Here is a 14,556-nt window from a genome sequence, read left to right on the forward strand (position 1 = left end):
TACACAAAAAATGGGGAGCATGGCTCCCCATTTTTATTTGTCAAATATGAATCCAATAATTAGTAGGTTTTGGTTGGCTTTTGCTGCTGTTGCATTGTCACTGGCATGGATACTTCCAAACCACTCGATACCTTGGCTTGGATTTCATGGGGATGCATGGTGCTCAACAATACTATTAATTGTTTCAATATTTATTTTCGCAAGAAAAAATTTTGAGATGCAATGGAGTATTGCATCAGCAACCTGCTTATTCATTGCCACAATCCCTGCCCTGCAGTATATTTTTAACTTAATTCCCATATTCGGAGTTGCATGGATTAATGCAACCTACATTTTTGGTTTTTCGTTGGCTATATTGACCGGTGCAGCATGGGAAAAGACTACACCAAATCAAGTCGGCGACTATTTATTTCTGTCAATTGGAATTGCATCTGCAATATCTATTGGTTTGCAGTTACATCAGTTCTTTCGTTTAGATAGTATTGGCCCCTGGATATTAATGTCTTCAGGAACTCGACATTATGCCAATATGGCTCAGCCAAATCAACTTGCAAGTCTATTGTTGCTGGGAACACTAGCTTGTTGGTGGGGATTCTGGAGAAAACTCATTGGACCATACACAGCTCTTTTAATAGCTGCTTTATTTCTATTCGGTACAGCCCTAACCGAATCTCGAACAGCTTGGCTCAATGTCATGCTTATAGTTGTAGCAAGTTTAATCTGGCATAAATTGATCCCTTCGAAGTCATTTATTTACGGCATCCTAGGATTATCAATATTTTTCGCTGTCTGTGTTCTCAATTTGACAACAATCAACGAAGCACTTGGAGGTGGTTTGCCGGTAGAGTACCGATCCGCTTCAAACGACCCTCGTTGGGCAGCCTGGGTGATGTTTTTGAAGGCCGCAGTCCACGAGCCATTTTTCGGTTTCGGCTGGGGACAACTGGGGCACGCTCAATTTTTGATGATGGATGAAAAAATATCCTTCGGTGGGAGTTTTTTGCAAGCTCATAACCTCTTCATTGATTTGATTTTGTGGAATGGAATTCCATTAGGACTTGGCATCAGCATTTTTTTGATTTGGTGGTTCTTGTCAACAGCCAAAAATCTCACGAACCTCGCACAGCTGATGAGTTTTCTTTTCCTAATGGTGCTGGGCGTGCATTCAATGTTGGAATATCCACTACAGTATGCTTATTTTTTGCTTCCTGCAGGCATGATCATGGGCAGTCTCGAAACATCTTTGAACCATAAGAGCATCCGTATCTCTCATAAATTTCCCATTATTGTTGTCCTGATTTTGGGAATATGTGCTTTGCCAATAACGATACGCGATTATTTTCGAGTAGAGGATAGTTTTTATGGATTGAGGTTTGAACAAAAAAAAATTGCTTCTGACTATCCCAAGACACCACCAGATGTCATTGCCTTGACTCAATGGCGCGATTACATCATTTTTGCTCGCATGGAGCCTACACCAAACATAAATCCAGACCGCATAGCATGGATGAAGAATCTGGTATCCACGGTTCCCAGCGCCTATGGCATGTATAAACTTGCATCATTTTTGGCGGTAAATGACAGCCCCCTCGAGGCGAGTCAATGGCTCAGGCGGTTATGCCAAACCTCACCAAGCGATCAATGTGAAATAATTAGGAACGAATGGGCAAGTCAGTCAGAGATGAATTCAAAAATTGGTGGTATTCCCTGGCCAAATAAATAGCGAATAAAACAATCAAGAACTGGACGCAAACAGATTGCTTGATGGAACTTTTTTGCCAAACTAATCTAGTTTACTAGCTAATAATCCTGCACATCTTTGATCAAATGCAGTTTCTAGACCTAACGTAACAACTCGACACCTGTCGGTCAATGCTTCCTGTTGCACTTTTCATATTCATCCTCCTCCCCTGGCTGAACCCGTTTTCACCTGGCCCCACGGCGCAGGTGGTGCCCTTGTTGTTTGCCTGGGCCTGTGCAGCCGGGGTGCTGCTGACGCTGGTCTTTGATCGGCAGCGCGGTGAAAACCAGCAGATGGTGAAAGCCGTGGTGTTGGCTTGGTCCTTGGCGGCAGTGGTAAGTGCAGTGCTGGGCCTGTTGCAGTACTTTGGCCAAACGGCTGTGTTTGGCATCTGGGTCAACCACACCGAGCTGGGCCAGGCGTTTGGCAACTTGCGCCAGCGCAACCAGTTTGCGACGTTGCTGAGCATCGGGCTGGTGGCGCTGTTGTGGCTGGTGGCCCGCTCGGCGTCTTACACCACGACGGCGGCGCCGGTGGGGATGCTGCGGCTGCGGCCGAGCCAGCCGCGCTCGGCGTGGCCGTCGGCACGGTTGACACTGGTGCTGGTCGCTGCGGTCGTGTTGGGTGCGGGCAATGCCGCCTCGGCGTCACGCACCGGGCTGTTGCAGCTGGTGCTGATTCTGCTGCTGAGCCTGTGGTGGCAGCGCAAGGTGCCCAGACCTCAGGCTCGTCGCGTTTTGACGGTGGTGCTGGCGGCGCTGATCGCTTACGCGGTGGCAAGTGTTGCCCTGCCTTGGCTGGCCGGCCTGGACCCTCTCAGCAGCGGCGCTTGGGCGCGTCTGCGGGCGGGTGATCCGGCCTGCGCCAGCCGACTCACGCTGTGGGGCAATGTGCTGCATCTGATCTCTCTCAAGCCCTGGACGGGTTGGGGCTGGGGTGAACTGGACTACGCCCACTTCATCACGCTGTACCCGGGCACCCGGTTTTGTGACATTCTGGACAACGCCCACAACCTGCCGCTGCACCTGGCGGTGGAACTGGGCCTGCCTGTTGCGCTGGGGCTGTGTGGCCTGGTCCTTTGGCTGCTGTGGCGTGGCCAGCCCTGGCGCGAACGGCACCCGACACGCCAGTTGGCCTGGGGCATGCTGGCGGTGATTGCGTTACACAGCCTGCTGGAGTACCCGCTGTGGTACGGGCCGTTCCAGATGGCTGCGGCCTTGAGTCTGTGGTTGTTGTGGTGGGTGCCGCCGCATGGTGGTTTGGCCTGTACTTACAAGCATTCTTGTGCTCCAGCCCTCTATATCTGTGGGCTGTCTGCTATTGTTTTGGTGGCCTATTGCAGTTTTGCCTATAGGAACTATTACCTGGCCAGCCAGATCTATCTGGACCCAGACCAACGCGCCAGCGCTTACCGCGAACACACGCTGGACAAAGTCCGCCGTGTCTGGCTGTACCAGGACCCGGTGCGTTTTGCCGAACTGACCATCACCACGCTGACCCCCGCCAATGCGCCTGCCATCAACACCCTGGCCAAAAACATGCTGCACTTTTCACCCGAGGCTCGCGTGGTGGAGCTGCTGCTCAACAGCGCCTTGCTGCTGGGTCGTAACGGTGAAGTGGCTTTTTACGCTGCACGTTATCGGGCGGCGTTTCCCAAGGACTATGCGGTGTGGGCTGCCAAACATGGTGCGGCAGCGCCCGCACTGTGAGCCAGTCGGCGGCCTACCCAGCCGCCACAAAGCTGCCTGACTTGCCGCCATGTTTTTCCAGCAGCTGGCAGCCGGTGATGACCATGCCGCGATCCACCGCCTTGCACATGTCGTAGATGGTCAGCAGCGCCACCTGCAGCGCGGTCAGGGCTTCCATCTCGACGCCGGTGGGGCCCACGGTTTCGGCGGTCACGGTGCAGAAAACGGCGCTAGCCCTTGTTGAATCAGCCTGGATCACTTCAAACTCAATAGCCACCCGGGTCAGCGCCAACGGGTGGCACAGTGGGATGAGTTCGCTGGTTTTTTTGGCCGCCATGATGCCGGCCACGCGGGCGATGCCCAGCACATCACCTTTTTTGGCACTGCCCCCGGTGATCAGCGCCAGCGTATCGGGCCGCATCTCGATGCGGCCAGCTGCCACTGCCACACGGTGGGTGGCGGCCTTGCTGGCCACATCGACCATGTGGGCCTGACCTTGTGCGTCAAAATGGGTGAGGGTGCTCATGACAAACCGTTTCAATAAAGGGGACTGGGCAGGCCGGTGGGACCGAACCTTTACACGCGGCTGGCATCATACGGGCTGACGCGCACCACAGGCGCTAACCATGGACCTTCTTGGGACTGTATGCCACACAAATCACTAATGAATAATCGGCCTCTAGCCCTTATCAATAAAGGGCGTATAGCTATTGTTTTGGCAGTGGCTTGTGCTTGGCTGCCCGCCAGCCTGACAGCCCAGACACCCATGCCTGGCAGCACCGACAGTGCCTCGTCAAGCTTGCCGCAACTCGGCGACGGCAGCGCCCTGGCCAGCGCTGAAGAGCGCCGCCTGGGTGACCGCATTGCGGCCGAGCTGTTTCGTGACCCCGATTACCTGGATGACCCGGTGCTGGCCGACTATGTGCAAGGGGTCTGGCAGCCGCTGCTGGCCGCTGCCCGCCTGCGTGGCGAACTGACACCCGAGCTGGACGAACGTTTTGCCTGGCACATCATGCTGGGGCGCGACCGCACGGTCAACGCCTTTGCCCTGCCCGGTGGTTACCTGGGGGTGAACCTGGGGCTGCTGGCGGTGGTGAGCAGCCGCGACGAGCTGGCCTCGGTGCTGGGTCACGAGCTCAGCCACGTCACCCAGCGCCATATCTCGCGTCTGATTGCCAAGGACAGCGCGCAAACACCGTGGCTGATCGGCGCCATGATCCTGGGCGCACTGGCCGCCAGCAAAAGCGCCGACGCGGGCAGTGCGCTGATGGTAGGCGGGCAGGCCGTGGCGGCGCAAAACCAGCTCAATTTTTCACGCGACATGGAGCGGGAGGCCGACCGTGTCGGTTTTGGCGTGATGACCCAGGCCGGTTTTGACCCGCTAGGTTTTGTCACCATGTTTGACAAGCTGCAGCAGGCCGCACGTCTCAACGACAGCGGCAACTACCCCTACCTGCGCAGCCACCCGCTGACCACCGAACGCATCGCCGACATGCAGTCGCGCCTGCCGCTCGGTGCGCCACATGCGGTGGCTACCGCACCCACCCTGCTGCACGCCATGATGAGCACCCGCGCCAAGGTCTTGTCCAACCCCGGTGTGGATGCCTTGCGCAGCTGGCTGGCCCAAGCCGATGATGCGGGCTCTCGCATGTTGCCAGTGGCACAACAGGCCGGCACGGTGTATGGCGCCGCCCTGGCCGCCAGCCTGCTGCGCGAACCGGTGCAAGCGCGGCGTTATCTGGCCCGGCTGCAAACCCTGACGGCGGTGGATATGCAGGCGACGGCGCCGGTGCGCTGGCTGGGTGCAGAGATTGACCTGAACGCACGTGACCTGACACCAGCACAACTGGCGAGCCTAGCGACCAGCCTGGGCTTGACCCAGGGCGCCAGCTTGCCGCTGGCCCAGATGCGCCGCCCGCTGCTGATCTTGCAGGCCCAATTGGCCTTGCAGCTCAAACAGGCTGACATCTTGAGTCAAAGTATCCAGAACCTGCAAACCTGGCTCAGTAACCAGCCGCAGGACGCCTTGGTCTGGCAGACGCTGGCGGGTTTGTATGGGGCGCAGAACCAGGGTTTGCGCGCCCTGCGCGCCGAAGCCGAAGCGCAAGCTGCGCGGCTGGACTACACCGGTGCCATGGACCGTCTACGTGCCGCACAAGACCTGATGCGCAGCAACGAGGCACTGGGGCGGGCGGCCGACCACATCGACGCATCGATCATCGACACACGCCAGCGCCAGATCGCGGAATTACTTAAACAGCAGGCGCTCAAACACTGAGTCGATCGCCATCCCGAGCACGGAGTAAATCAGCGAGCCCAGCAGCGCCGCACCAAAGCCTTGCACATAAAAGCCCTCCAGCACACCCGAGGCAGCCCAGAACATCAGGGCATTGATGACAAACAGGAACAGCCCGAGCGTGACCAGGGTCACGGGCAAGGTGAGCAGCACCAGCACCGGGCGCAACACCATGTTGAACAGCCCGATCACCAACGCAGCTTTCATGGCCGCACCAAAACTGCCAACCACCACGCCGGGATAAAGATAGGCCACACACAGCAGGGCGGCGGCGCTGAGCAACCATTTGAGGATAAGTTTCATGGGGGACAGCTTAACCCCAAAACCCGGCCTGACCCGGTCGCAAGGGGTTTAACCCACCAGCTGCTGGCTGACCTGGGCGCCGCGCTTTTTCCACCAGCCGGCCATCATCACACCACCGACCACCAGCACATACACCACCCAGCGGGCCGCTGTTTGCCAGGGGGCGGCCGCGACGTCCCCGTGAAAGGGACCAAACACGTCCTTGAGCATCGGCTCACTGACGATCATTTTGGCGGCGGTCAAGGCCAGCACCGCGCCACCCAGCTGGACAATGAGCGGAAACCGCTGCACCAGCCTGAGCACCAGCGAACTGCCAAACAACACCATCGGCACACTGAGCAGCAGGCCAATCACCACCAGCTCCAAGGCGCCGTGCGCCGCACCCACCACACCGAGCACGTTGTCGACACCCATCAGCGCGTCGGCCACGATGATGGTTTTCATGGCTGCCCAAAAGGTGTAGGCCACCGGGTCGGCCGGGGTTTCGTCGGTATCGTCGGCCAGCAACTGGTAGGCCACCCAGATCAGACCGAGCCCGCCCAGCAACAGCAGCCCCGGGATATGCAGCAGCCAAACCGTGCCAAACGCCAGCATGGCGCGCACCGCAATCGCGCCAACGGTGCCCGAAACAACCGCCAGGTTTTGCAGATGGGGGGGCAAATTGCGCGCTGCGAGCGCAATCACGATCGCGTTGTCTCCGGCCAGCACCAGATCAATCAGCACAATGGCCAGCAGGGCCCACCACCAGGTGGCAGAAAACAGTTCCATAGGTGTTAGGTCAGTTCAAAACCGCCATCTTGCACCTTGCCACGTGAAACACCTTGCACCACGTCAACACTTGCGCAAAATGGCATCCAGAAAACACACAGCCCTGGGCCAGGTGGTATTTGGCCAGGGCTGACGGGGGGATGCACACAACACTGACGCTGGCTGTGGCACAGCCGAGGTCTGTTACAGCGAGATGCCGCCCGAGACTTCGATCACTTCGCCATTGATGTAGCTGGCTTCGTCGCTGGCCAGGAAAGCGTAGACATTGGCGATTTCTTCAGGTTTGCCCAGGCGGCGCGAGGCCACCTTCTCAGCCATCTTGGCCAGCACTTCGGCGGGCATGGCGGCCACCATCGGGGTGGTGATGAAGCCAGGCGCCACCGCATTGGTGCGCACACCCTTGGGGCCGAGCTCGCGGCTCCAGGTCTTGGTGAAACCGATCACGCCAAATTTGGTGGCGGCGTAGTTGGTCTGGCCAAAGTTGCCATACAGGCCCACCACCGAGCTGGCGTTCAGAATCACGCCGCTGCCCTGAGCCACCATGCCGTCGGCCACCGCCTGGGTGCAGTGGAAGACACCCTTCAGGTTCACGTCGATCACCTTGTCAAACTGCGCTTCGGTCATTTTTTGCAGGCGCGCGTCCTGGGTGATGCCCGCGTTGTTGACCAGCACATCGATGCGGCCAAACTTGGCCTTGACCTGAGCCACCACCTCATCCACCACAGGGCGCTGGGTCACATCCATGACAAACCCTTCGGCGGTGGCGCCCAAAGCGCGGCATTGGGCGACTGCCTCGTCCACCGCCTCTTGTTTGACGTCACAAACAATCACGATGGCGCCTTCCTGGGCGAACTTGATGGCGGTGGCCAGGCCAATGCCCTGCGCCGCGCCGGTGATGATGGAAACCTTGTTGCTGAGACGTGCTGTCATGATGATCCCCGGTGGTTGGTGAGTAAAAGCCCCAAAGATTCTAGAACCCGGAGATTGCACCAAGTTGACAGCGATAACAAGCTTTAAAAGTCGTAATCCACGGTGATTGGCGCGTGATCCGAGAATTTCTCAGCCTTGTAGATCGCCACCGCGTGGGCACAGGCGGCCAGTTGCGGTGTCGCCAGGTGGTAGTCCAGCCGCCACCCCACATTCTTGGCATAAGCCTGGCCGCGGTTGCTCCACCAGGTGTAGGCCTCGTCGGTGGTTGTGGGGTGCAGTTGGCGGTAGACGTCCACCAGACCGCCTTCGCCCAGCAGCTTGGTCATCCAGGCCCGCTCTTCGGGCAAAAAGCCGGAGTTCTTCTGGTTGCTTTTCCAGTTCTTGAGGTCAATCTCTTTGTGGGCGATGTTGACATCACTGCAAACGATGAACTCGCGTTGCGTCTTGAGCTGTTGCAGATGCGGGTAGATCAGGTCCAGAAACCGGTACTTGGCCAACTGGCGTTCCTCGCCCGACGAACCACTGGGAAAGTAACAACTGATGATGGAGCGCCGGGCCGTGGGGGTGTCAAAACGCAGCTCCAGGTAGCGCCCTTCGGTATCAAACTCGGCGCCATCAAACCCGGCGATGACCTCACTGGGTTCCTGGCGGCTGTAGATGCCCACGCCGGAGTAACCTTTTTTGTCGGCCAGATGGAAGTAACCCGTCAAACCTGCCAGCTGCTCAAAGCGGTCCGCCAGGTCGGGGGCCTGCGCCTTGACCTCTTGGACACAAATACAATCAGGCGCGGTTTTGTCGATCCATGCCTCCAAGCCCTTGCTGGTGGCGGAGCGAATACCATTGAGGTTCAGGCTGGTCAATTTGAACAAGGAATTCCCCATGTCAGAGTGTGTCGAAATCGAAAGCTGTACCAGCCCGGGCCAGGACAGTCTGGCACAAGACTTTGTGCAGTTTGCGGTGGCCAGCGGCGTGCTGCGCTTTGGTGAATTCAAAACCAAAGCCGGCCGCTTGAGCCCCTACTTTTTCAATGCCGGCCTGTTCGACGACGGTGCCAAGCTGGGCAAATTGGCGCAATTCTATGCGCAGCGCCTATTGGGCAGCGACATCGAATTCGACATGATTTTTGGCCCTGCCTACAAGGGCATTCCGCTGGGTGCGGTGCTGGCCGTGGAGCTGGCACGCTTGGGCCGCAACGTGCCTTTTGCCTACAACCGCAAGGAGGCCAAGGACCACGGCGAAGGTGGCTCGCTGGTGGGTGCGCCACTGCAGGGCCGGGTGCTGATCGTCGACGACGTCATGTCTGCAGGTACGGCCGTGCGCGAGTCCATCGCGCTGATCCAGCAGGCAGGTGCTACCGCGCATGCGGTGGTGATTGCGTTGGACCGCCAGGAAAAAGCCACGGAAAACGGCCAGGACGTCGAACACAGCGCGGTGCAATATGTACAGAACCAGCTGGGTCTGCAAGTCTGCTCGGTGGCCAAACTCAAGGATTTGCTGCAGTACCTGCAACACCACCGTGTGCCCGGGCTGGCCGATGCCCACGAACGGGTCGCTGCCTACCGCGCACGCTACGGGGCAGATGGCGCATGACCCAGACCCACGCTCCCGGGTTGTGGCAACGCGGTGGCGGTTTGGCTGGTGGGCTGGTGCTGGGCTGGTTGGCGGCGCTGGGCCACGGGGCGGTGCAGGCGCAGCTACCTACACCTGAGATCTACACCTGCCTGGATGCCAGGGGACGCAAGCTCACCTCGGACCGCCCGATTGCCGAGTGCCGTGACCGTGAGCAAAAAATCCTCAACCCCAGCGGCACCGTGAAAACCCGGATCGGCCCGACCTTGACCGCCAAGGAGCGCGCCGAACAGGAAGCCAAAGAAAAGGCCGAACAGGCGCAGCGCGCCTTGCTGGAAGAAGAAAAACGCCGTGACCGCGCCCTGCTGGTCCGTTACCCAACCCACAGCGCCCACCAGTTGGAGCGGGCCAACGCGCTGGACCACATCAACCGCGTCAAACAAACCGCGCAGGTCCAGGTCACCGACCTGCAGGCCCAAAAGACCAAGCTGTTGGATGAGATGGCCTTTTATGCCAAAGACCCCAGCCGCGCGCCGCTGCGGCTCAAACGCCAGATCGATGAGGTCAACCAGACCCTGGCTGCGCAGGGGCGTTTTCTGGCCGACAAGGATGCCGAGATCACGCGGGTCAACGCCCGCTTTGATGCCGAGCAACAGCGCCTGATGCCGCTGTGGCAGCAGGCCACAGCGGCCAAACCCGATTAAGCAGCGAGTTTTTTCTTCAGCAGCTCATTGACCAGCTGCGGGTTGGCCTTGCCTTGGCTGGCTTTCATGATCTGGCCCACCAGCGCGTTGAGCGCCTTGGCATTGCCCGCGCGGAACTCGTCCACGTTTTTCGGGTTGGCAGCGAGCACGGTGTCCACAATCTTCTCGAGCGCGCCGGTGTCGTTGGTCTGCTCAAGATCACGATCCTCCACAATTTGTTGGACAAAAGCCGCCAAATCGGAAATTTCGTTGTGTACCCGAACGCAAAGCTCCTGGAAAGCAGTCTTGGCTCCGCCGCCATTAATTTTCCCAATTGCAATCAACTTGATGACCTCGCCCACGGCAATGGGGTTCGGTACTTCAACGTCGTCAATGTCCAGGCCTTCTTTATTGATGAAAGCAGACACTTCACCCAGCACCCAGTTCGCTGCCAGTTTCGGATAGCCGCAGGTGTGCGCAACGGTTTCAAAATATCCCGCGAACGATTTACTTTGCGTCAGTCCGTTGGCGTCATAGTCTGATAAACCGTAGTCTTTGACAAAACGTGCCGCCATGACACGTGGCAGCTCGGTCATACCGGCGCGAACACGCTCCACCCACTCAGGCGCAATCACCAGCGGTGGCAGATCCGGGTCGGGGAAATAGCGGTAGTCGGCAGCGTCTTCCTTGCTGCGCATGGCGCGGGTTTCACCGGTGTCAGGGTTGAACAAGACGGTGGCCTGCTGGATGGCACGACCATCCTCAATTTCGTCGATCTGCCAGCGGATCTCGTAGTCAATCGCCTGCTGCATGAACTTGAAGCTGTTGAGGTTCTTGATCTCGCGCCGGGTGCCCAAGGGCTCGCCGGGTTTGCGCACCGAGACGTTGGCGTCACAGCGGAAGCTGCCTTCCTGCATGTTGCCGTCGCAGATGCCAATCCAGGTGACGATCTTGTGCAACTCCTTGGCGTAGGCGACCGCCTCGGCCGTGGAGCGCATGTCGGGCTCGGTGACGATCTCCAGCAGCGGTGTGCCAGCGCGGTTCAGGTCGATGCCGGTCTGACCGATGAAGTCTTCGTGCAGCGATTTGCCCGCGTCTTCTTCCAGATGGGCGCGCACCAGGCGCACCGTTTTTTTCTCGTCACCCAAGTAAAACTCGACCGAGCCGCCCTGAACCACCGGGATCTCGAACTGGCTGATCTGGTAACCCTTGGGCAAGTCGGGGTAGAAGTAGTTCTTGCGGGCAAAAATGCTGCGTGGTGCGATGTGCGAGCCCAGCGCCAGACCCAGCTCAATAGCCCGCTCGACCGCACCCTTGTTCATCACCGGCAGGGTGCCGGGCAAAGCCAGGTCCACCGCACAGGCCTGGGTGTTGGGCTCGGCCCCGAATGCCGTGGCGGCCCGGCTGAAGATCTTGGACCGGGTGGACAGCTGGGCGTGGGTCTCGAAACCAATCACAACCTCATACCCCCTTACCAGAAGGGACTTTTGCGCTACAGATTTTGTATCAGTCATAGTGTTTTTTCTCAGATACCTTGCGGGCGACGGGTATGCCAGTCGGTGGCCTGCTGGAAGCGGTGTGCCACATTGAGCAGGCGTGACTCGCTCAGGTGGTTGCCAATCAGCTGCAAACCAACAGGCAGGTTGCCTGCGCCAAAACCGACCGGCAGGCTCATGCCGGGCAAACCCGCCAGCGAAGCTGGCAAGGTGAAGATGTCGGCCAGGTAGTCGGCCAGCGGATCGTTGCCGTGGCCACCCAGTGCCCAAGCCACCGTGGGTGCGACCGGCCCGGCGATCACGTCGCATTGCTGGAAGGCCTGCTGGAAATCGTCGGCAATCATGCGGCGGATCTTCTGCGCCTGCAGGTAATAGGCGTCGTAATAACCGTGACTCAGCACATAGGTACCGATCATGATGCGGCGTTTGACCTCGTCACCAAACCCTTCGGCGCGGGTCAGTTCGTACATGTCGTTGAGGTCTTTGAAGTCTTTGGCGCGGTGGCCAAACTTCACGCCGTCAAAGCGGCTCAGGTTGCTCGACGCCTCAGCGGGTGCAATGATGTAGTAGACCGGAATCGACAGCTCGGTACGCGGCAGCGAGATCGGCACCAGCCGGGCGCCGAGCGCCTCGTATTCCTTGAGCGCGGCATCTACCGCAGCACGCACATCCGGTGCCAGGCCTTCACCAAAAAACTCGGCGGGTACACCAATACGCAGGTCCTTGATCGGCTCCGCCAGCGTGCGGGTGAAATCCTCGGCAGGCACATCGAGCGAGGTCGAATCCCGCTCCGGGTCCGACCCGCACATGCTCGAGAGCACCAGGGCACAGTCCTGCGCGCTGCGTGCCAACACACCGGCCTGGTCCAGGCTGGAGGCAAAAGCCACCATGCCGTAACGCGAGGCGCGGCCATACGTTGGCTTGATGCCAGTGATGCCACAAAACGAAGCGGGCTGGCGGATCGAGCCGCCGGTGTCGGTACCCGTGGCGACTGGTGTCAGTCGGGCTGCGACCGCTGCGGCACTGCCGCCGGAGGACCCACCCGGTGTGCGGGTGATGTCCCAGGGGTTTTTGACCGGGCCAAAGGCCGAGTTTTCGTTGGCCGAGCCCATGGCGAACTCGTCACAGTTGAGCTTACCCAGGGTGACAACACCAGCGTCGGCCAGCCGTGACACCACCGTGGCGTCAAACGGTGAGTGGTAGCCGTCCAGCATGCGTGAGCCCGCAGTGGTGGCGAAGTCACGGGTGACAAAAATGTCCTTGTGGGCCATCGGCACACCTTCAAGGGCACCAGCGCTGCCAGCGGCCAAACGTGCGTCAGCGGCACGAGCCTGGGCCAGCGTGGCATCTGTATTGGTATCCAGAAAAGCACCCAAGTTGGCGTGTGACTTGGCACGCGCTAGGAAATGCTGCGCGGTTTCGACCGCAGAGACCTTGCGGTCATGCAGCGCGCTGGCCAGTTCGGCCACGGTCAGATCGTGAAGATCGGTAGATTGCGTCATGATAAAAATGGGTTTGGCTTATTCGATGACCTTGGGCACCAGGAACAGGCCGGACTCGACCGCGGGTGCACTCTGCTGGTTGGCTTCGCGCTGGTTGGGCTCACTCACCACATCCTCACGCAGGCGCAGCGCCATGTTGCCAGCCACATCGACCGGATGCGCCAAGGGCACCAGGCCCGAGGTGTCCACCAGACGCATTTTTTCGACCACGCCGAAAAAATCATTGAGTTGCGAGCACAAGCGTGTGCGCTCATCGGGTTGGAGACCAAGCCGCGCCAGATGCGCCAGGCGGTCGATATCAGCAAGGGTCAGAGACATGGCTTTATTTTGGTTGCAACAGGGTGTAAATCAGGGTGTCAGCAACCCCTGGACACGGCTTGTGCAGGGGGGATAGGGTATTATCCCGTCTTTGGGCAGCAGTCCAAAACGGCATGGTTTATTGCCGAAAACCCACCATTTTGAACACATTACAGGGTGACAACCGAGCCGAAGCGCCGTTTGTACCCGAGAGGACCGATTCATGTTTGGAGCATTCCGTCAGTATTTCTCCACTGACCTCGCCATTGACCTGGGCACCGCCAACACCCTGATTTACGTACGTGACAAGGGTATTGTGCTGGACGAACCCTCGGTGGTGGCGATCCGCCACGAAGGTGGCCCCCAAGGCAAAAAAACCATCCAGGCGGTGGGCAAAGAAGCTAAAGCCATGTTGGGCAAGGTGCCCGGCAACATCGAGGCGATCCGCCCGATGAAAGACGGCGTGATCGCCGACTTCACCGTCACCGAGCAGATGCTCAAACAGTTCATCAAGATGGTGCACCCGCGTTCGGTGTTTCGGCCCAGCCCGCGCATCATCATCTGTGTGCCCTGCGGCTCGACCCAGGTCGAGCGCCGCGCCATCCGCGAAAGTGCGCTGGGCGCCGGTGCCAGCGATGTGTACCTGATCGAAGAACCCATGGCAGCGGCCATAGGCGCCGGCTTGCCGGTGTCTGAAGCCAGCGGCTCGATGGTGGTCGACATTGGTGGTGGTACCACCGAAGTCGGCGTGATCTCTCTGGGTGGTATGGTCTACAAGGGCAGCGTGCGTGTTGGTGGCGACAAGTTTGATGAGGCGATCATCAACTACATCCGCCGCAACTACGGCATGCTCATTGGTGAACCCACCGCCGAGATGATCAAGAAGAATATCGGCTCGGCTTTCCCGGGCAGCGAGGTGCGCGAGATGGAAGTGCGAGGGCGCAACCTGTCTGAAGGTGTGCCACGCAGCTTCACGATTTCCAGCAACGAAATCCTCGAAGCCCTGACCGACCCGATCAACAACATCGTTTCGGCGGTCAAAAACGCGCTGGAACAAACCCCGCCCGAACTCGGTGCCGACATTGCCGACCGCGGCATGATGCTCACCGGTGGCGGCGCCCTGCTGCGTGATCTGGACCGCCTGCTGGCCGAAGAAACCGGCCTGCCGGTGCTGGTGGCCGAAGACCCGCTGACCTGCGTGGTGCGTGGCTGCGGTATCGCGCTCGACCAGATGGAACGTCTGGGCTCCATTTTCACCAGCGAATAAGTACCAGGAGTCAGCG

14 protein-coding genes are annotated in these 14,556 nt (G+C 59.0%); 6 read left to right on the forward strand and 8 right to left on the reverse strand.

All coding sequences use genetic code 11. The features are described 5' to 3' along the window. The first annotated feature begins 19 nt into the window (after positions 1–19). Positions 20–1,723 (forward strand): PglL family O-oligosaccharyltransferase, encoded by a 1,704-nt coding sequence (locus tag RF819_RS10120; RefSeq protein WP_158081258.1) that lies wholly within the window; start codon positions 20–22, stop codon positions 1,721–1,723. A 149-nt stretch (positions 1,724–1,872) separates the two neighbouring features. Further along, entirely contained in the window at positions 1,873–3,450 is a 1,578-nt protein-coding gene (locus tag RF819_RS10125; protein ID WP_078364873.1) for an O-antigen ligase family protein, read from the forward strand. 13 nt (positions 3,451–3,463) lie between these two features. On the opposite strand, the gene moaC is transcribed toward RF819_RS10125, so the two are convergent. Then, entirely contained in the window at positions 3,464–3,955 is a 492-nt protein-coding gene (gene moaC, locus RF819_RS10130; protein ID WP_078364874.1) for a cyclic pyranopterin monophosphate synthase MoaC, read from the reverse strand. Between the two features lie 138 nt (positions 3,956–4,093). On the opposite strand from moaC, the gene RF819_RS10135 reads away from it, so the two are divergent. Next, positions 4,094–5,707: a M48 family metalloprotease gene (locus RF819_RS10135; RefSeq protein WP_078364875.1), complete on the forward strand. Its 1,614-nt coding sequence runs from the start codon at positions 4,094–4,096 to the stop codon at positions 5,705–5,707. On the opposite strand, the gene RF819_RS10140 is transcribed toward RF819_RS10135, so the two are convergent. The 4 genes from RF819_RS10140 to RF819_RS10155 all read right to left on the reverse strand — a co-directional run bounded on the left by RF819_RS10140 (position 5,678) and on the right by RF819_RS10155 (position 8,607). Beyond that, positions 5,678–6,028, reverse strand: coding sequence for a phage holin family protein (locus RF819_RS10140; RefSeq protein ID WP_078364876.1), 351 nt, complete (start codon positions 6,026–6,028; stop codon positions 5,678–5,680). The two genes, RF819_RS10135 and RF819_RS10140, sit on opposite strands and share 30 nt — an antisense overlap. A 48-nt stretch (positions 6,029–6,076) precedes the next feature. Beyond that, complete coding sequence (locus RF819_RS10145) at positions 6,077–6,796, reverse strand: TerC family protein (protein ID WP_078364877.1); 720 nt, start codon at positions 6,794–6,796, stop codon at positions 6,077–6,079. 183 nt (positions 6,797–6,979) lie between these two features. Next, positions 6,980–7,726: a 3-oxoacyl-ACP reductase FabG gene (gene fabG / locus RF819_RS10150; RefSeq protein ID WP_078364878.1), complete on the reverse strand. Its 747-nt coding sequence runs from the start codon at positions 7,724–7,726 to the stop codon at positions 6,980–6,982. Positions 7,727–7,809: 83 nt separating this feature from the next. After that, on the reverse strand, positions 7,810–8,607 hold the full coding sequence (locus tag RF819_RS10155) for an exodeoxyribonuclease III (protein WP_244899894.1): 798 nt from the start codon (positions 8,605–8,607) through the stop codon (positions 7,810–7,812). Between RF819_RS10155 and pyrE the strand changes: the two genes are divergently transcribed. Both pyrE and RF819_RS10165 read left to right on the forward strand, forming a co-directional pair. Beyond that, entirely contained in the window at positions 8,606–9,316 is a 711-nt protein-coding gene (pyrE, locus tag RF819_RS10160) for an orotate phosphoribosyltransferase (RefSeq protein ID WP_078364879.1), read from the forward strand. The two genes, RF819_RS10155 and pyrE, sit on opposite strands and share 2 nt — an antisense overlap. Continuing rightward, positions 9,313–9,999, forward strand: a complete 687-nt coding sequence (locus RF819_RS10165; RefSeq protein ID WP_143541664.1) for a DUF4124 domain-containing protein — start codon at positions 9,313–9,315, stop codon at positions 9,997–9,999. Before pyrE ends, RF819_RS10165 begins: the two co-directional genes overlap by 4 nt. Here RF819_RS10165 and gatB read toward each other — a convergent pair. From gatB to gatC, 3 genes are read right to left on the reverse strand one after another with little or no spacing between them, the layout of a single operon-like run. Continuing rightward, the gene (gatB, locus tag RF819_RS10170; protein ID WP_078364880.1) at positions 9,996–11,492 is read right to left on the reverse strand and encodes an Asp-tRNA(Asn)/Glu-tRNA(Gln) amidotransferase subunit GatB; all 1,497 of its coding nucleotides are present in this window, start codon (positions 11,490–11,492) and stop codon (positions 9,996–9,998) included. The genes RF819_RS10165 and gatB overlap by 4 nt on opposite strands. Positions 11,493–11,503: 11 nt before the next feature. Further along, a complete protein-coding gene (gene gatA, locus RF819_RS10175; protein WP_078364881.1) occupies positions 11,504–12,976 on the reverse strand; it encodes an Asp-tRNA(Asn)/Glu-tRNA(Gln) amidotransferase subunit GatA in 1,473 nt (490 codons plus the stop codon). 18 nt (positions 12,977–12,994) lie between these two features. Next, positions 12,995–13,294, reverse strand: a complete 300-nt coding sequence (gatC, locus tag RF819_RS10180; RefSeq protein WP_078364882.1) for an Asp-tRNA(Asn)/Glu-tRNA(Gln) amidotransferase subunit GatC — start codon at positions 13,292–13,294, stop codon at positions 12,995–12,997. A gap of 202 nt (positions 13,295–13,496) precedes the next feature. On the opposite strand from gatC, the gene RF819_RS10185 reads away from it, so the two are divergent. Further along, a complete protein-coding gene (locus tag RF819_RS10185) occupies positions 13,497–14,540 on the forward strand; it encodes a rod shape-determining protein (RefSeq protein WP_078364883.1) in 1,044 nt (347 codons plus the stop codon). Positions 14,541–14,556 lie beyond the last annotated feature (16 nt).

Origin of the sequence: Rhodoferax fermentans (assembly GCF_002017865.1) — a bacterium.
GTDB classification, from domain to species: Bacteria; Pseudomonadota; Gammaproteobacteria; order Burkholderiales; family Burkholderiaceae_C; genus Rhodoferax; species Rhodoferax fermentans.